Source organism: Xanthomonas nasturtii (genome assembly GCF_023337365.3).
GTDB classification, from domain to species: Bacteria; Pseudomonadota; Gammaproteobacteria; order Xanthomonadales; family Xanthomonadaceae; genus Xanthomonas; species Xanthomonas nasturtii.
Genome location: NZ_CP142084.2, coordinates 2,658,544 through 2,678,285, shown reverse-complemented (window position 1 = coordinate 2,678,285; position 19,742 = coordinate 2,658,544). Strand labels below are relative to the sequence as shown.

Here is a 19,742-nt window from a genome sequence, read left to right as displayed (position 1 = left end):
GTGGCGCCAGCGGAACGCATGGCAAACGCTCGCGGCTCAGAGACCGTGCTGCGCCAGCGCCCAGCCCACGTGTTCGCGCACCAGCTCCGAGTCGTCGTGGCGACGCGCTTGCAGTGCGGCCAGGACTTCCGGCGTGCCCGGTGCATTGCCCAGGCCCACCGCGATATTGCGTAGCCAGCGTTCGTGTCCGCTGCGGCGGATCGGGCTGCCCTCGGTGCGGCGCAGGAATTCGGCTTCGTCCCAGGCAAACAGCTGCGGCAGCGTTGCCACATCCAGATCGTTGCGGGCGCGGAAGTCGGCCTCGTCGGTGCGTTTGGCGAACTTGTTCCAGGGGCAGATCAGCTGGCAATCGTCGCAGCCGAAGATGCGGTTGCCGATCGGCTTGCGCATCTGTTCGGGAATGGCGCCGTCGTGTTCGATGGTGAGGTAGGCAATGCAGCGGCGCGCATCCAGCCGGTACGGCGCGATGATGGCCTGGGTCGGGCAGATGTCGATGCAGCGCGTGCAGGTGCCGCAATGTGCGGTGGCGGGCGTGTCGATGGGCAGCGGCAGATCCAGGTAGATCTCGCCCAGGAAAAACCACGAACCGCCGTTGCGATCGATCAGGCAGGTGTGTTTGCCGATCCAGCCCAGCCCGGCGTTGCGCGCCAAAGCACGCTCCAGCACCGGCGCCGAATCGACGAACACGCGGAAGCCGAACGCGCCGATCTCGCCCTGGATGCGCTCGGCCAGTTTCTGCAGCCGGTTGCGCATCAGCTTGTGGTAATCGCGCCCCAGCGCATAGCGCGCCACGTACGCACGGTTGCCGTCGTGCAAGGTGTTCCAGGCCTCGGTGTCATCCTTGCGGCCGTAATCCATGCCCACCGACAACACCCGCAAGGTGCCAGGCACCAGCTCCTGCGGGCGCGAGCGCTTGTCGCCATGCTGGGCCATCCAGTGCATGGTGCCGTACAGGCCTTCTGCCAGCCAGCTGCGCAGATGCGCCTCGTCTTCGCCCAGCTCGATGCCGGTGATGCCGCAGCGTTGAAAGCCGGCTTCGCGCGCAAGCGCACGGATACGCGCGGCGGCATCGGTAGGGTCGGGGCGGGCGAGGACGGCAGACATGGCGACAAGTATAGAATTCCCGGCATGTACGCACCGCTCGCTCTTTACGACACCGCTGCCGCACGCACGCTCGATGCGCAGGCCACCATGCTGCTGGGTGGCGATGGCTACCTGCTGATGCAACGCGCCGGGCAGGCTGCCTGGCAATGCTTGCTGGAGCGCTGGCCGCAGGCGCGCCGCATCGTGGTGGTCTGCGGTACCGGCAACAACGGCGGCGATGGCTATGTGCTAGCGCGCCTGGCGCAGCGCGCAGGGCGCCACGTGCGCGTGGTACATCTGCCCGAGCATGGCCCGGCCTCGGAACTGGCGCAGCGTGCCTGCACCGACTATCTGGCCGTTGGCGGCGCGATCGAGTTGTTTCCGTATGCGCTGGCGCAGGCCGATGTGATTGTCGATGCGCTGTTCGGCATCGGCCTGAACCGCGCGCCGGACGAGGCGACCGCTGCGTTGATCGACGCCATCAACGCGGCCGGGGTACCGGTGTTCGCGCTGGATGTTCCCAGCGGCATCGATGCAGATCACGGGTGGGCCTTCGGCGCCGCGGTCCGCGCGTCGCTGACCTTGCAATTCATCGTGCCGCATCTGGGGCTCTACACCGGCGATGCGCTGGAGTACGCCGGCGAGCGCGCGGTCGCGTCGCTGGAGGTACCGGCATCCGCATTCGACGGACTAACGCCAGCCGCACACAGTTGGAATCGCGATGCGCTGGCAGCGCAGCTGCGCCCGCGTCGCCGCAACACGCACAAGGGCGAATCCGGGCGGGTGCTGTGCGTGGGCGGCAACCTGGGCAGCGGTGGCGCGATCATGCTGACCGCCGAAGCGGCCTTGCGCAGTGGCGCCGGGTTGGTGCAGGTGGCAACGCGTGCCGAGCATGTGACCCCGCTGCTGGCGCGCTGCCCCGAGGCGATGGTGCGTGCCGTGCAGGCCGATGACGACATCGCCGCACTGGCCGACGCCGCCGATGCGGTCGCGCTCGGGCCCGGGCTAGGGCAGTACGCCTGGGCGCAGACCTTGTGGCGCGCGGCGCTGGGCTCGGACACGGCGCTGGTGATCGATGCCGATGGCCTGAATCTGTTGGCTGGCACCGATGTGCCGGCGCGTGGCCGGCGCGTGTTGACCCCACATCCAGGCGAAGCCGGTCGTCTGCTGGGGTGTTCGACCGGGGAAATCCAGCGCGATCGTCTGGCCGCTGCTGCAGCATTGGCAACACGCTACGACGCAGTGGTGGTGCTCAAGGGCGCCGGCACCGTGGTCGCCACGCCCGATGCCTTGCCGCGCATCATCGATGCGGGGAATGCGGGCATGGCGGTCGGCGGCATGGGCGACCTGTTGACCGGCGTCATCGCCGCGCTGCTGGGGCAGGGCTGGTCGGCGTTCGATGCCGCCAGTCTCGGCGCCTTGCTGCACGCCTGCGCCGGCGATGCGGCCGCACGCGCAGGCGAGCGTGGCCTGTTGCCGACAGACCTGCTTCCCGAACTGCGCCGCCTTGCCAACGCCGGAGCCAGTGCATGAGCGAGCTCAACGGACAATTGGACGACGCCCAGGCCACCGAAATCCTGGGCCAGGCGCTGGCAGCGGTACGGCCTGCCAGCGCCGTGGTGCAGTTGCATGGCGACCTGGGCGCCGGCAAATCCACGCTCGCACGCGCGCTGTTGCGCGCACTCGGCGTCACCGGGCCGATTCGCAGCCCCACCTACACACTGGTCGAACGCTACCCGCTGCGTACCGGCGATGAAGCCTGGCATCTGGATCTGTATCGCATCGGGCATGCCGGAGAGTTGGACTTTCTCGGGCTCGACGAAGGCAGTGCAAGCCTGTGGCTGATCGAATGGCCGGAGCGCGGTGCAGGCGTCCTGCCTCCAGTCGATCTGGACGTGGAACTGGCCGTGGCCGGCGAAGGCCGCAGCGTCCGGCTGCTGGGCCGTAGCGCGACCGGACGCGGTTGGCTGGAGCGCCTCTCGCAGCAGCCCCAGTTGCGGGCTCTTTTTGCCGCCGCACAAGAAGAATGAACGCCAGGTTGTGGATTATTAAGGGAAATCACCTTGCAATTCACGCAGTTGGGTGATTGAATCCAGCGCCATGACACCGGGGATCCGCCAGTTCTGTGCTTCCGCCCTGACCGCCAGCCTCAGCCTGGCGGTTTTTGCTGCGTGGGCCGGCGAAATCAAGGGGGTCGGTGTCAGCACTGGCGCCACCGGCACGCGCGCAGAAATTCAGTTGGCCGGCAGCGGCGGCTTCAAAACCCTGTCGCTGGCGAATCCGAATCGCCTGGTGGTGGATTTTCCCGATTCGTCCGGTATGCGCGGCCTCAAGCTGCCGCCCGCTGCCGGGTTGGTGACCTCGGTGCGCACCGGGCAGCCGGTGCCGGGGACGTTCCGGGTGGTGTTCGAGCTGGCAACGCCGGTGACGCCGCTCAAGCCGCAGATGCAGACGCTGGGCAGTGCGTCGACTTTGGTGATCGAGTGGCCAGGCGATCCCGCCCCGGCCGCGACCTCGGTCGTTGCCGCTGCGGCGATGCCTGCTGCCGTGCCGGAGCCGCGTCCGCTCAATGCGCAAACCGAAGCCGCACGTGCAACCGCCGCGCTGGCCGCCTCTGCGCAACGTGCCTCCTCGGTGCCGCCACCCCAACCGTCGATTCCACCGCCTGCAGCGTACGTGCCGGCATCGGCAATGCCCACCGTCACGCAAGCACCGGTACCGACCACGGTGGCTACCGGCGTGCCGACGCCGCGCCCTGGCACCACCGCAGCTACCGGCACCGCAGCGCCGGCCGGCGTTGCCGGCAACACACCTAACCGTGCCGCTGTCGCTACCGGCAATTCATCGGCTGGCGCAGCAGTGGCCGGCAGCAGCGCATCCGCCGCAGCAATCTTGAACGGCGGTAGAGCGCCGGCAGCTGCCATGCCGGGCAGCGCCGCAGCACCCATGCCCAACAGCGGGCCCAATGCCGTTGCTGGCGCGAGCGACGACGACATTCCGCCGCGTCCGGTGCTGCCCAGCGAAGCTGCGCGCGTCAAGATGGCACCGGGCATGCGTCCGTTGATCGTGGCGATCGACCCGGGCCACGGCGGCCAGGATCCGGGCGCCATGGGCCCCACCGGCAAGCGCGAGAAGGATGTCACGCTGGCAGTTGGCCGCGAACTGGCACGCCAGATCAACGCCACGCCGGGCATGAAGGCCTATCTCACCCGCGATACCGACGTGTTCATTCCGTTGCCGATGCGTGCGCAAAAAGCGCGCGCCGCCAAGGCCGACATCTTCATTTCGATCCACGCCGACGCTGCCGAAAACCGCAGCGCCACCGGCTCGTCCGTTTACGTGTTGTCGACCAAAGGCGCCTCATCGCAACGTGCGCGCTGGCTGGCCGACAAGGAAAATGCCGCCGATCTGGTCGGTGGCGTACGCCTGCAGCAGACCGAAAGCACGCTTGCCAACGTGTTGCTGGACCTGGCCCAGAGCGGCCACATGAAAGCCTCCGAAGACGCCGCCGGTCATGTGCTGGGTGGGTTGAAGCGCATCGGCAACAACCACAAGCCGCAGCTGGAACGCGCCAATTTTGCGGTGCTGCGCACCTCCGACATGCCGGCCATGCTGGTGGAAACCGCCTTCATCTCCAATCCGGACGAAGAGCGTCGCCTGATCGACCCGGCTTACCAGCGCAAGATCGCGGCAGCCGTGCTCGACGGCATCGATACCTTTTTCACCCGCCAGCCGCCGCCCGGCACCTTGTTCGCAGCGCGCGCGCAGGCCGAGGCCGATGCGGTCGGCACCGTGGCCGGCGGCAGCCGCTGACCCGCTCGGCTATCATTGCGCACTGATTCCTTGATGACGGCGCCTGCGCGCCGCCGGATTGCCGTGCCGACGTTTGTCTTGCCTGCCACATTCCCGACGCACCGTGTTTTGCGCTTCCAGCAGTGGAGCGCGCGCTGATGGCAATCCGTCAGTTGCCCGAGATTCTGATCAACCAGATCGCTGCCGGCGAAGTCGTCGAGCGGCCCGCTTCGGTGGTCAAGGAACTGGTCGAGAATGCGCTCGATGCCGGCGCCACGCGCGTGGATATCGAGCTCGAAGAAGGCGGCGTCCGGCTGATCCGCATCCGCGACAACGGCGGCGGCATCCCCCCGGACGAACTGCCGCTGGCGGTGTCGCGGCATGCCACCAGCAAGATTGCCTCGCTGGACGACCTGGAAACCGTGGCCACGCTCGGCTTCCGCGGCGAAGCCTTGCCGTCCATCGCCTCGGTCAGCCGCTTCACCCTGACCTCGCGCCGCCACGACGCCGAACACGGCTCGGCACTGGAAATCGACGGCGGGCGCCTGGGTGAGGTGCTGCCGCGCGCGCATGCGCCGGGTACCACGGTCGAAGTGCGCGAGCTATTCTTCAACGTGCCGGCGCGGCGCAAGTTCCTGCGTGCAGAACGTACCGAACTCGGGCACATCGAAGAGTGGCTGCGCTCGTTGGCGCTGGCGCGCCCGGATGTGGAATTGCGCGTCTCGCACAACGGCAAACCGTCGCGGCGCTACAAGCCGGGCGATCTGTATTCGGATGCGCGGCTGGGCGAAACCCTGGGCGAGGATTTCGCGCGCCAGGCCTTGCGCGTGGACCACAGCGGTGCCGGTCTGCGCCTGCATGGCTGGGTCGCGCAGCCGCATTACTCGCGTGCCAGCACCGACCAGCAATACCTCTACGTCAACGGCCGGTCGGTACGCGACCGCAGCGTGGCGCACGCGGTAAAGATGGCCTATGGCGATGTGCTGTTCCATGGCCGCCAGCCGGCTTACGTGTTGTTCCTGGAACTGGACCCGGCGCGCGTGGACGTCAACGTGCATCCGGCCAAGCACGAGGTGCGCTTCCGCGAAGCGCGGCTGATTCACGATTTCGTCTATCGCACCTTGCAGGACGCGTTGGCGCACACCCGCGCTGGTGCGACGCCCAACAGCATCGGCAGCGATGGCCACGCGGGTGCCACCTCCGGCGGAATGGGCGGCATTGCCAGCGGCGGCGTTGCAAACCACGGTGGCACATCCGGTAGCGGCAACAGCGCGTACAGCTACGCAAGCTGGACGCCTTCGCAGACGCCGTTGGGTCTGCGCGTGGACGAAGCGCGCGCCGCTTACAGCGCGCTGTATGCGCCGCCACCGAGCAGCGCGCAGCAATCGGCAGGCATGCCGGCGATGGCCGGCACCGGATTGCCGGCAACTGCAGCAGACAGCGGGGTGCCGCCACTGGGGTATGCGGTGGCGCAGTTGCACGGCATCTACATCCTGGCCGAAAACGCCGAAGGCTTGATCGTGGTCGACATGCACGCGGCGCACGAGCGCATCGGCTATGAGCGGCTCAAAACTGCGCACGACAGTATCGGCCTGCATGCACAGCCCTTGCTGGTGCCGATGACGCTGGCGGTGGGCGAGCGCGAAGCCGACACCGCCGAGCGCGAAGCCGAAACGCTGGCCACGCTCGGTTTCGAGATCACCCGCGCCGGCCCGCAATCGCTGCATGTGCGCAGCATTCCTGCACTGCTGGCCAATGCCGAGCCGGAGGCGCTGCTGCGCGATGTGCTTGGCGATCTGCGCGAACATGGGCAAAGCCGCCGCATCGCCAGCGCACGCGACGAGCTGCTCTCCACGATGGCCTGCCATGGCGCGGTGCGCGCCAATCGCCGCCTCACCGTGCCCGAAATGAACGCGCTGCTGCGCGATATGGAAGCTACAGAGCGCTCGGGTCAATGCAACCATGGCCGACCGACCTGGGCTCGGTTTACGCTGAGCGATATCGATCGTTGGTTTCTCAGGGGACGTTGATGGCAGTGCACAGGGGGAAGGGCTGGCTGCTCGGCATGCTGGTGGCAGTAGCGTTGTCCGGTTGCGGGCGCGATGCGCCAGCGCCCGCCGCGCCGGTCGCACTCGACAAGACGTTTCTGGCCGACACCGCCGCCTGGCGCGAAGCACGTCTGAAAGAGCTGCGCGCCCCCGATGGCTGGACCAGCCTGGTTGGCCTGCACTGGCTCTCGCTGAAGGCGCACTACATCGGCAGCAGCGCCGACAGTGGCATCAAACTCGCGGTGGGCCCGCCGAAGATGGGCATGGTGTCCACCGAGAACGACATGGTCTGGTTCGTGCCCGAGCGTGGCGCAGCGCTGAACCTGGACGGCAAGCCACTGACCGGCCGGATCCGCTTCCAGTCCGACCGCGATCCGCAGCCCAGCTTCATCCATTTCGACGATGGCAAGGGCGTGTTGAGCCTGATCCATCGCGGCGACCGCTATGCGCTGCGGGTCAAGCATGCCGACGCGGCCTCGCGCATCCAGTTCGCAGGCCTGGACTACTGGCCGGTGGACCCGTCCTGGCGCATCAGCGCGCGCTATGTGCCCAACGATGTCGGCAAGACCATTGCGATCGTGGATATCGTCGGCATCAGTAGCGAGCAGCCCAATGCCGGTGCGATCGAGTTCGAGCGCGACGGCAAGGCCTACCGGTTGGAAACCATCGGCGAGCCGGGGCGGCCGATGTTCGTGGTGTTCGCCGACCGCACCAGCGGCCATGGCAGCTATCCGGCCGGGCGTTTTCTGGACCTGGATGTGCCGGATGCTTCCGGGCAGGTGGTGGTCGATTTCAATCGCGCCTACAACCCGCCGTGCGCGTTCACCCCGTTCGCCACCTGCCCGTTGCCGCCGCCGGAAAACCGGATCGACCTGGCGGTGTCGGCAGGCGAGAAGACCTACAAGGTGCCGCACTGACATGCGCGACGCTGACATGCGCGGAGCAGCACGATGAAGATGAAAGCGGCAACCTCAACGCGCCGACGCGTCGCCGCCTGGTGCAGCGGCGCGCTGCTCGGCCTGATGTTGTGGAGCGGGGCGCTGGTGCCGGTGTGGGCGCGTGGCGCCAGTGATGTGCCGACCGGCCCGCCGGTGCCGCTGCTGTGGAAGGTCGATGGCAAGGGCGGTACGCTGTATCTGCTGGGCTCGTTCCATGTGCTCAAGCCCAGCGACTACCCGTTGTCGCCGGATGTGCTGCAGGCTTTCGCCAAGGCCGACCGGCTGCTGTTCGAGTTGCCGCCTGCCGATGCGCAATCGCCCGAGCTGGGCAGCCGCATGCTGCAGGCAGCGCGGCGCACCGACGGGCGCACGCTGCAAAACACGCTGGATGCGAAGACCTGGCAGGCGTTGCGTGCCTACGCGCGCAAGTACGGCATATCGCTGGAGAGCCTGCAGCCGATGGAACCGTGGTTTGTGGCGCTGACGATCAGCCTGGCCGAGATGACCCGGCAGGGCATGGACCCGAACGCGGGTCTGGACCATTACCTGATGCAACAGGCGCAGACACGTGGCAAGCCGGCCGATGGTCTGGAGCGTGCCGCGGAACAGATCGCCTTGCTCGACGGCATGTCGCCGACCGAGCAGCATCAGTTGCTGGAAGAAGCGCTGGACGAGGCCGAGACCAGCGATCAACTGCAGCAGCTGCACGCGGCCTGGCGCAATGGCGACGTGCATACGCTGTCCACGCAGATGGCCGAGGACATGCGCCGCCACTATCCGGCGCTGTATCAGGACATCAACGTCGAGCGCAATGCGCGCTGGGTACCGCGGCTGGAACAGCGGCTTGGCAAAGGCAGCGGAACCACGCTGGTGGTGGTCGGTGCGCTGCACTTGTTGGGAAACGACGGAGTAGTGGAGCGGTTGCGTGCACGTGGTTACCACGTGGCGCGGATCTGCTCGGCCTGCGCAGGGCAGGCCGGCCGCTGATCAGTGGCGCCTGGGCGCGTCACGCTCCAGGCGCAGCGTTCGTTCTGGAGCGGCTAATAAAACGTAGCGAGCGGTCGTCAGGTGGGTGCGGACGGCGGACGGCGGGCTCGGAGCCGGAGTGTACGCGTGGTACATGCCGCACCGAGCGCTTGCCGCGGCCGCTTGGCGGCCGCATCGTCGTTTTGTGAGTCGCTCTTAGCCGCGATTGCGGGCCTTGCCGGTGGTGCCATGATTGCTGCCGGCCGTGCCGTGCGTACCGGTCCCCATCGGGCCGCTGCCCAGGCCGCCTGCGCCGGGCGGGTTCGGCGGCGTGCCCGGGCCACCCGGACGACCGAAGCCGGCGCCGAAATTGCGCTGGAATTCCTGCCACAACTCCAGGTTGCGCTCGGTCAGCTGGTTCATCATCGCCCACGGGGTCTGCCCGAGCAGGTTGCCCATCTGCTGGCGGAACTGCTGCTGCTGGTCCAGGAACACCTGCATGCTGCGCTCCAGGTAATTGCCCATGAAGCCCTGCAGCGAGTCGCCGTAGAAGCGGATGATCTGGCTCAGCAACTGGGTGGAGAGCATCGGCTCGCCGTCCTGTTCGCGGTCGGCGATGATTTGCAGCAACACCGCGCGGCTGAGGTCTTCGCCGCTCTTGGCGTCGCGTACCTCGAATTCTTCGCCATCGATGATCAGTTGGCGCACATCTTCGATGGTGATGTAGCTGGAGATTTCCGTGTCGTAGAGACGGCGATTGGGATACTTCTTGATGATGCGAAGTCCGGCCATGGAACGTTCACTCACACTGATAGTGCGCGCAGGATGGCGCACCGCAGCAGCGGTTGCAACAGCCAGAACGCCTTATTTGCTTAAGCGGACACATTAAAAATGTTGCGCAGCATGCTTTTTGATGTAAATCCATGCTGCACCGCAAAGTTGCAGCAAACGCTACCAACCCATGTGGTGGCCGCCGTTGATGTCCAGATTGGAACCGGTGATCCAGGCGGCCTCTTCTGCAACAAGAAACGCCACTGCATGGGCGATCTCTTCCGGGCGGCCCAGGCGCCCGGTGGGGATGTCGGCCACGATCTTGGCGCGCACTTCCTCCGGCACCGCCATCACCATGTCGGTGGCCACGTAGCCGGGCGAGACCGTGTTGACGGTGACCCCGAACGCCGCGTTTTCGCGTGCCAGCGAAATGGTGAAGCCATGCATGCCGGCCTTGGCTGCTGCATAGTTGGCCTGCCCGTACTGGCCCTTGAGCCCGTTGATCGAGCTGATCTGGATCACCCGGCCCCAGCCGCGCTTGCGCATGCCCTCGATCACCGGGCGGGTCACGTTGAAGACCGAATTGAGGTTGGTGTTGATGACCTCGTGCCACTGCTCGGCAGTCATGCGGTGGAAGGTCGTATCGCGGGTGATGCCGGCATTGTTGACCAGGACCTCGATCGGCCCCAGCGAGGCTTCGACCTCTTCCACCAATGCGCGTGCATGCTCGGACGAGGCCACATCGCCGCGAAACAGCGCAACCTCATAGCCCTGCGCCTGCATGCGCTGCTGCCAGTCGCGCGCCTTTTCTTCGTTGCGGAAGTTGCTGGCGACCCGGTGGCCCTGGTCGGCCAGGCGCTTGCAGATGGCAGTACCGATGCCGCCGGTGCCGCCGGTGACCAATGCGACGCGAGATGTCATGACGACTCCATTCAACAAGTAAGGCCGAGGCGATCTCGGAAGCGTGGCGACGCTGCCGCGCCCGGATGCCGGTGCTGGGGCGCAATTCTAGTCACGCTGGCGCCCGGATGCGCGCTTATCCAGATCCTGCTGGCGCTGGCGCGGCAGCAACGGTGGCGAGAAATGCTGCACGGCATGCTGCAGCAAGGTCGCCACGTCCGCATGCCGCGGTAGCGCAGCAGAACGTTGTCCCAGTGCGGCCCAGGCAGCCTGCAGGGCCGGCAGTGGATCTGCATCGTCCAGCGCGGGCGCGTCGTGCGACTTGGACAGCTTGCGCCCATCGCCATCCAGGATCAGCGGCAGGTGCAGATAGCGCGGTTGCGGCAGGCCCAGTGCGCGCTGCAACAACATCTGCCGAGGGGTGGAGTCGAGCAGGTCGGCGCCGCGCACCACATCGGTGATGCCCTGCGCCGCATCGTCCACCACCACCGCCAGTTGGTACGCCCAATAGCCATCGGCGCGGCGCAGCACCACATCGCCTACATCTGCGTAGACGTCCTGCAGCAGATGGCCTTGCAGCGCGTCGTCGAAGCCCACCGGCGGCTGCGGTGGCACCCGCAGGCGTACTGCACGGCGCTCGCCCAACGGCGCAATGCAGGCGTGGTGCACACCGCCCATGCCGGCCAGGTCGGCGCGGCTGCAGCTGCATTCAAATGCCTGGCCGGTCTCCAGCAAGTGGGTGATTGCCGCGATGTAGGTTGCATCGCGCTCGGACTGCCGGATCACCGGCAGGTCCGAGTGCAGTCCGAACGCGGCCAGGGTGCGCAGCTGTCGTTCGGAGGCGCCAGGATCGGCGCGCGGCGGGTCGATGTCTTCGATGCGCACGCACCACTGCCCACCGGCATGCCGGGCCAGCAGCCAGCTGCCGAAGGCAGCGAGCAGGGAGCCGAAGTGCAGGGGGCCAGTGGGGGAGGGCGCGAAGCGGCCGAGATAGGTAGGCGATGGCATGGGCAACTGAATCGTCGGTCAGGTGCTTGCTTGATTTCAAGCCGCAACACCCGCAGATCCGCAACAGTTCACCCCCGCATCAGTGGAGCCACCGTGCCATGTTCAACCGCATTGTCCTGTTCCTGCTGACCAACCTGGCGGTGTTGATACTCGCCGGCATCGTCATGTCGGTGCTGGGCGTCAACTCCGCGCAGATGAGCGGCTTGTTGGTGATGGCCGCGATCTTCGGTTTCGGCGGCTCGTTCCTTTCATTGTTGCTGTCCAAGTTCATGGCCAAGCGCAGTACCGGTGCGCAGGTGATCACCGAGCCGCGCACGCCGACCGAGCGCTGGTTGCTGGAGACCGTGCGCCGTCAGGCGCAGGCCGCCGGCATCGGCATGCCGGAAGTGGCGGTGTATGACGGGCCGGAAATCAATGCCTTCGCCACGGGGGCCAACCGCAACAATGCGCTGGTGGCCGTGTCCACGGGCCTGTTGCACAACATGCAGCAGGACGAGGCTGAAGCGGTGCTCGGTCATGAAGTCGCCCATATCGCCAATGGCGACATGGTGACCATGGCGCTGCTGCAGGGCGTGCTCAATACCTTCGTGATCGTGCTGGCACGCGTGGTCGGCGGCATCATCGACAGCGCGGTGTCGGGCAACCGTGACACTGGCCGCGGCTTTGCGTACTACATCATCGTGTTCGCGCTGGAAATGGTGTTCGGCCTGTTCGCGACCATGATCGCGATGTGGTTCTCGCGACGCCGCGAATTCCGCGCCGACGCCGGCGGCGCCCAGCTGGCCGGGCGCAGCAAGATGATCGCTGCGCTGGAGCGGCTGTCGCTCAATCATGGCCAGAACACCTTGCCTTCGCAGGTGCAGGCGTTCGGCATTTCCGGTGGTGTGGGCGATGGGCTGCGTCGCCTGTTCCTGAGCCACCCGCCGCTGACCGAGCGTATCGCCGCGCTGCGGGCGGCCAATGGTGCGGCGCTGTAAGCAGCGGTCACCGGGATCGCTGCGGCGCTGTGCCATGCGGAAGGCGCTGCGGTTTGTGCCACCTCTGACGGTTGCTACGGTACGTCAGTTATCCATGCTCACCGATCCGGTCCGCTGTATGGTCTGGTCGGCCAGTGGCCCAGTCAGGATCATTGCCAAAGACAACGAAAGGCCCGCGCAGTGCGGGCCTTTTGTTGTGCTGCGTTGCCGGCGCTCGGTTGGCTCAGCCGAACTCGTAGTTCATCAACGGTCCGGTCGGTGCGACGAAGTCGCCTTGCACATAGTCCACCCCGGCACTGAAGAAGTTGCTCATCGATTGCGCATCGGCCACGAACTCGGCCACCGTCAGGATGCCGGCCGGCTGCGCGCGCGAGGTGATCTCGCGGATCTTCTCCTGGCTTTCGCGCGCCGACGCGGCGTCGCCGGTGATGCCGCGATCCAGCTTGAGGAAGGCCGGCTGGAAATGCGCCAGCAACTGGAACGAATCCAGGCCCGAGCCGAACTGTTCCAGCCCGACCTTGCAGCCCATCGACGAGACCGCGGCCAGGAATTGCTGCGCATTGCGTAGATGCGTAAACACCTTCGATTCGGGGGTCTGCAGCCACAGCCGCTCACCGGGCACGCCGTAGACCGCCAGCTGTTCACGGATGGTATCGATCATCTGCGGGTCGGAGAACGAGTTCGGCCCGATGCGGACCAGCAGGTGCGTCTTGTGCCCGGCGTGTTGCCGTTCGCCCAGTTGCCGGATCGCCCGCGCCACCACCCAGCGGTCGATTTCGGTGATGAGGTCGTGCTCTTCGGCTATCGCCATGAACGCATTCGGCGACATCATTTCGCCATTGCGTTCCAGGCGCAGGAAGGCCTGGTACAACTCCAGCGGCTCGCCCTGCAGGTTGAGCACTGGCTGGTAATGCAGCACGAAACCATCGCCAACCAGCGCCTCGCGCAACTGCTCGACCCAACGTTCGATCCGTTCTTCTTCCGCCCGGTCGGACGCTGCCGGGTCGTAGATGCTGACCGCATTGCCACCGAGCTCGGCGGTGGTGCGTACCGCTTCGGTGCCGCGATTGAGCACCTGGCCGATGCTGGCGATCTTTTCGCCGATCTGCACACCGCCGATGCTGACCGTCACCGTGGCCGAGCGCGTGCCAACGCTGAAGACATACTGCGCGAATGCATCGCGCACCGTCTCGGCCAGCGCATGCGTGCGCGCGTAATTGCCGTTCGTCAGCAGGGCAAAACTGTGTTCGCCGAAGCGCGCCGCCGCCACGCTGTCGTCCAGTACGCTGGCCACATGCGCGGCCAGCGCGGCAATCAATGCATCGGCCGAATCCAGGCCGAATTCCGGCAGTATGCGTGCGTAGTGATCCGGCTCGATCAGCAGGAAACCCGACTGGCCTTCGCTGCGTCCAGCCTGCGCCACTGCCTTTTCCAGCGCCACCATGAAGGTCGGGCGGTTGAGCAGGCCGGTGACCTGGTCGCGCTGGCGCAGGTCTTCGACCTCGCGTGCCAGCTCCGGGTCGAATTCCTCGCGGCGCCGGAAGACCACCTGGATGCATGGCTCGCCTTCGTAGGTGGCGGTGGCAAATTCCATCGTGGCCGGGAAGGTGTCGCCTTCCACCCGGCGCGCGTCGAGCTTGTATTGCGCCGGCGGCGGCTCGCCCTTGGACATGGCCTTGAGCAGCTGTTTGAAATCGTCGACGTACTGCGCGGCGATCATGTCCAGCAGCGAGACGCCTTCGACGTCGTCGAACGACTCGAAGCCGAACATTTCCAGATACGCCTCATTGGCGCGGATGTGCATGCCTTCATGCACGTAGGCGATCGGGTCACGCGAGGAGGCAATGAGTGCGTCGCAGCGGCGCTCGGTCTCGCGCATCTGCGCTTCGATGCGGCGCAACCCACGGCGGGCCTGCAGGTCGTCCCACTCCGAGCGCACCAATGCCAGCAGGTGTGCGGGGCGGTGACGCAATGCAATGGCGCGCACGCCATGCGAAGCGGCCTCGACCAGCGCGTTTTCTTCGATCCGGTCGGCCAGCAGGATGATCGGGATGTCCTTGCCGCTGCCGGCGATCTGCGCCTGCAGGGCGTTCATGGGCACTTGCTGCGCCTGACCCTGGATGGCCAGATCGATCTGGCCCGACAGCATGCTGGCCAGTTCCTCCTGGTTTTGCGGGCGCGACGGACGCACTGCAATGCCGCCGTTGCGCAGTGCGGTGACGATGGTCTCGGCACTCTCCACGCTGTCGTCGACGATCATCAGGCGGAGGGTGAGATCTTTGCCTTTTTGCATGCGCAGCTCCCTAGAGACGGGCTTTAATACACGAAGGGGTCTGGCACGTCCATGTGTGTGGAGCATGCCGCATCGAGTGTGAGACGTAGAGCAGGTATTGCGCTGCCGAGCGCCTCGGCAGGGCATCGACCGGATCCGGTGTGTGCCGTCCAGAGCCGGGGCAACTCCTGCACGGTGCCTAAGCGGTGATCGGCCGCAAGCGGTCGTCCTGAGCGTCGTCGTTACGCCACGCTACCCGCGGCATGGCCTGACGCCCACGCCCACTGAAAGTTGTAACCGCCCAGCCAGCCGCTGACATCCAGCACCTCGCCGACGAAATACAGGCCTGCCACCAGGCGCGACTCCATGCTCGCACTCGAGACCTGATGGGTATCGACCCCGCCTAGCGTGACTTCAGCCGTCCGATAACCTTCGGTGCCGCTGGCGATCAGCGGGAAGCTGCCGAGCAGCTCGGCGGCGGCCTGCAGTTGCGGTGGATCCAGCTGACGCACCGGCTTGTCCGGCAGCCAGACCTCGCACAGGCGTTGCGCAAAGCGCTTCGGCAGCACGTCGGCCAGCACGTTGCGCAGCTCGGTGGCGCCGCGTTGCTGCTTTTGCTCGCGCAGCCATGCGCCCGCGTCGTGTCCCGGCAACAGGTCGAGTCGCAAGTCGTCGCCGGGTTGCCAATACGAAGAGACCTGCAGGATCGCCGGACCGCTGACGCCACGGTGGGTGAGCAGCATGAAGTTGCGAAAGCTGACCCCATTGCAGTGCGCTTCCACTGGGAAGGCGAGGCCGGACAACTCCTGCAGGCGTTCCTGATGCTTGCCGCTCAGGGTCATCGGTACCAGTCCGGCACGCGTGGGCAGCAGTGCATGGCCAAATTGTTTGGCCAAGCTGTAGCCAAAGCCGCTGGCGCCCATGCTGGGGATCGACAGCCCGCCGGTTGCCACGATCAACGATTGCGCCTGCACGCGTCCCTGGCTGGTCTGGACCTCGAAGCCGTCGCTGCCGCGCTGGACCGACAGCACCTCGCACTGGGTACGGATCTGCACGCCAGCCGCGTCGCATTCGTCCAGCAGCATGCGCACGATCTGCCTGGACGAGATGTCGCAGAACAACTGGCCCAGCTCTTTCTCGTGGTAGGCAATGGCATGACGCTCGACCATTTCCACGAAATCGCCCGGGCTGTAGCGCGCCAGCGCGGATTTGCAGAAGTGCCGATTGGCCGAAATGAAATTGCCAGGCGCCGTACCGGTATTGGTGAAATTGCAGCGCCCGCCGCCGGACATCAGGATCTTCTTGCCGACCTTGTTGGCATGGTCGATCACCAGGACCTGGCGGCCGCGCCGGCCGGCAGTGAAGGCGCTCATCAGGCCGGCCGCACCGGCGCCGATGACCAATACGTCGCAACGCACGTTCATTCGGCCGGCGCTTGTCGCACCATCGGGGTCAGGGTGACGCTGCCGTGGTCGGCCAGCATCTGCACTTCGCCGTCCTGGATGATCACGTCAAAGCGCATGCCGCGCTGGATCAGCGCGCCCAGCGCTTCGGTGGCCTGCGATTCGAGTTCGATCACGCGCAGGTTGCGATGCCGGCCCATGGCGTTGGCGTGCTTCTTCCACCAGGTTTCGGTGGCCTGGCCGCCATAGCCGATCACCACCGCCTCGCGCGAGCGGTTGCAGGCCTTGCGCACGCGGCTCTCGTCGGGCTGGCCGAGGTCGATCCACAGGTCCGGGTCGCCGGTGTAGTCGCGCCGCCACAGGTCGGGCTCGTCGTCGTTGCTGAGGCCGCGGCCGAATTCCAGCCGGTCGTCGGCGAACAGCGCGAACGCGAGCAGCCGCACCATCAGGCGCTCGTCGGTCTCGGAAGGATGCTGGGCCAGGGTCAGTGAATGGTTGGCGTAGTAGCCGCGGTCCATGTCGCTGATCTGGAGTTCCGCCCTGCGGACGGTGGCGGTGAGGGCCATCAGGATGCCAATTGCAAAGGGCGCCTATGATACGCACCCGGTTCCGCGGCCGTGCGTCACGTCGCCAGCGTCACCGCGGCGGGCGCGGTTGCGCGGCCAGCCAGCGATCCAGCTGCGCGGCAAAGGCCTGACGGTCGCGCGCATGCAGCGCCGGTGGCCCGCCGGTGGCGACGCCTGCACCGCGCAACTCTTCCATGAAGCCACGCACCGACAGGCGCTCGGCGATGGTATTGCTGGTGAACGGTTCGCCGCGTGGGCCGACCGCACTGGCGCCGGCCTCCAGCACGCGTGCCGCCAGCGGGATGTCCTGGGTGACGACCAGGTCGCCGGCAGCCACCCGTTCTGCGATCGCGTCGTCGGCCGCGTCTGGGCCGCCCGGCACTTGGATGGCACGAACATGGGGCAGGCTGGGCGTGCTGAGATAGTGGTTGGCGACCAGGGTCACGGCGGTGCCGGTGCGCGCGGCGGCACGGAACAGGATGTCGCGGATCACGGCGGGGCAGGCGTCGGCATCCACCCAGATCTGCGCACGGGTGAGGGTATCAGGGGTTTTCATCGCGCAATTGTGGATGGGGAGGGCCCTGACAGACAGTCGGATTTGGCCTGACTGCAAAAGATTTGACGCAAGGTGTCGCTTTTTGCCGAAAACACGAGTACTGTGCACGTACTGTGTTTGCAAGGGTCACCGTGAATCGTGGCCTGGTGCAGCCGGATCGTTACAGATCTCGCTTCATCGTTCCGCTTTACCAACGCCTGCAACTCAGTCTCAGCTCCGGCTTTTCGGACGCTGCGATTTATCCATCTATAGTTCAGGAGTTAGTAAAATGTCATCAGAAGCACGTATGAACGGTATCGTGAAGTGGTTCAACGACGCCAAGGGCTTCGGCTTCATCACCCCGGAAAGCGGCCCGGACCTGTTCGTGCACTTCCGCGCCATTCAGGGTACCGGCTTCAAGTCGCTGCAGGAAGGCCAGAAGGTCACCTTCGTCGCCGTGCAGGGCCAGAAGGGCATGCAGGCTGACCAGGTGCAGGCGGTCTAATCCGTCTGCGACCGTAAGGTTGCCAAAAACGCCGGTCGCGCAAGCGCCCGGCGTTTTTTATTGTTTGCAGGAATGGGCCCAGTCTCGTTCAAGCGTCTGCCGGGCGCTCCTTCCGCACAGCGATGACGCGCAGCTGGGTAGCATGTGCGCTTTCCGCGCGCAGCCTTCCCATGATCACTGTTCACCACCTCAACAACTCCCGTTCCCAGCGCGTGCTGTGGCTGCTGGAGGAACTGGCGCTGCCGTACCAGATCGTGCGCCACGAGCGCGACCCCAAGACCATGCTGGCGCCGCCGGCGTTGCGCGCGATCCACCCGCTCGGCAAATCGCCGGTGCTTGTCGATGGTGATCTGGTGGTGGCCGAATCCGGCGCGATTCTGGACTACCTGACCGAGCGCTACGACACCGAATGTGCGCTGTCGCCGTCGCCGCGCCCACTGGAGTCGCCGGAGCGCCTGCAGTTTCGCTATTGGATGCACTACGCCGAAGGCTCGGCGATGCCGCCGTTGTTGATGACGCTGATCTTCGGCCGCATCCGCAGCGCGCCGATGCCGTTCTTCGCCAAGCCCATCGCGCGTGCAATCGTGGACAAGGCGATGTCGGGATTCGTCGGGCCGCAGCTCAGGTTGCACCTGGACTGGATGGAGCAGTCGCTGCAGTCAAGCAGCTGGTTCGCCGGCGAACGCTTTACTGCCGCCGATATCCAGATGAGCTTCCCGGTGCAGGCGGCGGCTGCACGCGGCGGCGGGCTGGAGAACTATCCACGCTTGCGCGCGTTTGTGGAGCGGATCGAGGCGCGTCCTGCGTATCAGGCCGCGCTCAAGAAGGGCGGCCCGTTCGAGTTGATGGGAAGCAAGCCAGTAAAGTGATCGTCACAGCGTCTTGGGATGCAGGTCAGGGCGGGCGAAAGGCATCCCTCCGCCGTCCACTGGCGCCAATCATCAAGACCTAGGTCGGCATCGCGGCTCGCCGGGGCGCGATGCCGATAGCTACCTGTCTAGGCACGGCTGCAAGGCACCGCAGTACGATCAGGGTGCCCGGCACTGGCGAACGAACTGCAGCGTGTCGCGCAGCACCTGCGAGCGCTCGGGCGCTTTGTGCAGTGCCAGAAGGATGCCGAGGTGGCCCATGCCGGGATAGACCTTCAGTTCGGCGGTGCCGCCCTCGCGTGTTAGCACCTGCTGCAGCGAGAGACTGTTCTGCAGTTCGACCACGTGGTCGGCATCCCCATGCAGCAACAGCATGGGCGGTTCGTCGCCGCCGACGTAGCGCACCGGCTGCGATTGCCGTTGTGCTGCCGGCGTGTCGCCGAAAATCTCGACCAGCTCCGGGTCGGTCATCGGCAGGAAGTCGTAGGGTCCGGCCAGGCCCACCACGCCGCACAGCTGACGGGGTTTGAGGTTCTGCTCCTGCAGCCAGCGTGCGTCGGTGCCGAGTAAGGCGGCCATGTGCGCGCCGGCCGAGTGGCCCATCACCGCGAGCCGTTTCGGGTCGCCGCCGTACTCGTGTGCGTGCCGGTAGCTCCAGGCGGTAGCGCCAGCGGCGTCGGACATGAAGCCTTGCAGCCCGACCTGCGGATATTTGCGGTAGTCGGCCACCATCGCCACCACGCCCTGGCGCGCGAGCGCGCGGCCAACCCAGCGGTAGTTGGCGCGTGAACCGCGCTTCCAGGTGCCGCCATAGAAAAACACCACCACGGGCGCATCGACCGCGCCGCGCGGTTGGTAGACATCCAGTGCCAGGCCGTGCGTGGGGTCGAAGACCTGGTCGCGATGCTCGACGATGCCTGTGCGGCTAGATGCTGCATTGATGCCGCCAAAGAAGACGCTGCTGCAGGCCGTCATGGTCAACGAACCGAGCAGCAGGATGGCGGGGCGGAACCAGCGGGAGGCGCGCGAAGGCATGGACGATATCGACAGGAGGGCAGGAAGGGCGGTTGGTACAAGGAACGAACGTAACTGGCAAACAAGCGCGAACC

The 19,742-nt window shown here is 66.2% G+C and carries 18 protein-coding genes and 1 other RNA gene; 9 read left to right on the top strand and 10 right to left on the bottom strand.

Annotation, left to right across the window (positions count from 1 at the left end):
• Positions 1-36: 36 nt before the first annotated feature.
• The gene (gene queG / locus M3O59_RS11760) at positions 37-1,104 is read right to left on the bottom strand and encodes a tRNA epoxyqueuosine(34) reductase QueG (protein ID WP_116904959.1); all 1,068 of its coding nucleotides are present in this window, start codon (positions 1,102-1,104) and stop codon (positions 37-39) included.
• A gap of 24 nt (positions 1,105-1,128) precedes the next feature.
• On the opposite strand from queG, the gene M3O59_RS11755 reads away from it, so the two are divergent.
• The 6 genes from M3O59_RS11755 to M3O59_RS11730 all read left to right on the top strand — a co-directional run bounded on the left by M3O59_RS11755 (position 1,129) and on the right by M3O59_RS11730 (position 8,848).
• A complete protein-coding gene (locus tag M3O59_RS11755) occupies positions 1,129-2,616 on the top strand; it encodes an NAD(P)H-hydrate dehydratase (protein ID WP_116904958.1) in 1,488 nt (495 codons plus the stop codon).
• Positions 2,613-3,113: a tRNA (adenosine(37)-N6)-threonylcarbamoyltransferase complex ATPase subunit type 1 TsaE gene (gene tsaE / locus M3O59_RS11750; RefSeq protein ID WP_116904957.1), complete on the top strand. Its 501-nt coding sequence runs from the start codon at positions 2,613-2,615 to the stop codon at positions 3,111-3,113. Before M3O59_RS11755 ends, tsaE begins: the two co-directional genes overlap by 4 nt.
• Positions 3,114-3,183: 70 nt before the next feature.
• Entirely contained in the window at positions 3,184-4,896 is a 1,713-nt protein-coding gene (locus M3O59_RS11745; RefSeq protein ID WP_147308431.1) for an N-acetylmuramoyl-L-alanine amidase, read from the top strand.
• 137 nt (positions 4,897-5,033) lie between these two features.
• Positions 5,034-6,905, top strand: coding sequence for a DNA mismatch repair endonuclease MutL (mutL, locus tag M3O59_RS11740; protein WP_116904988.1), 1,872 nt, complete (start codon positions 5,034-5,036; stop codon positions 6,903-6,905).
• Positions 6,905-7,840 carry a DUF1684 domain-containing protein gene (locus M3O59_RS11735; protein WP_147308430.1) on the top strand — a complete coding sequence of 312 codons (936 nt, stop codon included), beginning with the start codon at positions 6,905-6,907 and terminating at the stop codon, positions 7,838-7,840. Before mutL ends, M3O59_RS11735 begins: the two co-directional genes overlap by 1 nt.
• 33 nt (positions 7,841-7,873) lie before the next feature.
• Positions 7,874-8,848 carry a TraB/GumN family protein gene (locus tag M3O59_RS11730; protein ID WP_116904955.1) on the top strand — a complete coding sequence of 325 codons (975 nt, stop codon included), beginning with the start codon at positions 7,874-7,876 and terminating at the stop codon, positions 8,846-8,848.
• Between the two features lie 51 nt (positions 8,849-8,899).
• Here the strand turns inward: M3O59_RS11730 and M3O59_RS11725 are convergent.
• The 4 genes from M3O59_RS11725 to gluQRS all read right to left on the bottom strand — a co-directional run bounded on the left by M3O59_RS11725 (position 8,900) and on the right by gluQRS (position 11,506).
• A non-coding RNA gene (locus M3O59_RS11725) (sX9 sRNA) lies at positions 8,900-8,983 on the bottom strand.
• A gap of 60 nt (positions 8,984-9,043) precedes the next feature.
• A complete protein-coding gene (phaR, locus tag M3O59_RS11720; RefSeq protein WP_064633309.1) occupies positions 9,044-9,619 on the bottom strand; it encodes a polyhydroxyalkanoate synthesis repressor PhaR in 576 nt (191 codons plus the stop codon).
• A gap of 159 nt (positions 9,620-9,778) precedes the next feature.
• A complete protein-coding gene (phbB, locus tag M3O59_RS11715) occupies positions 9,779-10,519 on the bottom strand; it encodes a beta-ketoacyl-ACP reductase (RefSeq protein WP_116904954.1) in 741 nt (246 codons plus the stop codon).
• Positions 10,520-10,606: 87 nt separating this feature from the next.
• Positions 10,607-11,506 (bottom strand): tRNA glutamyl-Q(34) synthetase GluQRS, encoded by a 900-nt coding sequence (gene gluQRS, locus M3O59_RS11710; protein ID WP_116904953.1) that lies wholly within the window; start codon positions 11,504-11,506, stop codon positions 10,607-10,609.
• A 98-nt stretch (positions 11,507-11,604) separates the two neighbouring features.
• Here gluQRS and htpX point away from each other — a divergent pair, with 98 nt between their 5' ends.
• Positions 11,605-12,483: a protease HtpX gene (htpX, locus tag M3O59_RS11705; protein WP_064633315.1), complete on the top strand. Its 879-nt coding sequence runs from the start codon at positions 11,605-11,607 to the stop codon at positions 12,481-12,483.
• A gap of 223 nt (positions 12,484-12,706) precedes the next feature.
• On the opposite strand, the gene M3O59_RS11700 is transcribed toward htpX, so the two are convergent.
• From M3O59_RS11700 to M3O59_RS11685, 4 genes are all read right to left on the bottom strand, one after another.
• Entirely contained in the window at positions 12,707-14,776 is a 2,070-nt protein-coding gene (locus tag M3O59_RS11700; RefSeq protein WP_116904952.1) for an EAL domain-containing protein, read from the bottom strand.
• Between the two features lie 221 nt (positions 14,777-14,997).
• On the bottom strand, positions 14,998-16,179 hold the full coding sequence (locus M3O59_RS11695) for a BaiN/RdsA family NAD(P)/FAD-dependent oxidoreductase (protein ID WP_064633320.1): 1,182 nt from the start codon (positions 16,177-16,179) through the stop codon (positions 14,998-15,000).
• A complete protein-coding gene (locus M3O59_RS11690) occupies positions 16,176-16,724 on the bottom strand; it encodes a YaeQ family protein (RefSeq protein ID WP_064633322.1) in 549 nt (182 codons plus the stop codon). The genes M3O59_RS11695 and M3O59_RS11690 overlap by 4 nt, the downstream gene beginning before the upstream one ends.
• 70 nt (positions 16,725-16,794) lie before the next feature.
• Positions 16,795-17,280 (bottom strand): YaiI/YqxD family protein, encoded by a 486-nt coding sequence (locus M3O59_RS11685; RefSeq protein WP_064633323.1) that lies wholly within the window; start codon positions 17,278-17,280, stop codon positions 16,795-16,797.
• 286 nt (positions 17,281-17,566) lie between these two features.
• Between M3O59_RS11685 and M3O59_RS11680 the strand changes: the two genes are divergently transcribed.
• Both M3O59_RS11680 and M3O59_RS11675 read left to right on the top strand, forming a co-directional pair.
• Positions 17,567-17,764: a cold-shock protein gene (locus M3O59_RS11680; protein ID WP_082925804.1), complete on the top strand. Its 198-nt coding sequence runs from the start codon at positions 17,567-17,569 to the stop codon at positions 17,762-17,764.
• Between the two features lie 170 nt (positions 17,765-17,934).
• Entirely contained in the window at positions 17,935-18,633 is a 699-nt protein-coding gene (locus M3O59_RS11675; RefSeq protein ID WP_116904951.1) for a glutathione S-transferase, read from the top strand.
• Positions 18,634-18,792: 159 nt separating this feature from the next.
• On the opposite strand, the gene M3O59_RS11670 is transcribed toward M3O59_RS11675, so the two are convergent.
• Positions 18,793-19,668 (bottom strand): alpha/beta hydrolase, encoded by an 876-nt coding sequence (locus M3O59_RS11670; RefSeq protein ID WP_116904950.1) that lies wholly within the window; start codon positions 19,666-19,668, stop codon positions 18,793-18,795.
• Between the last annotated feature and the right edge of the window lie 74 nt (positions 19,669-19,742).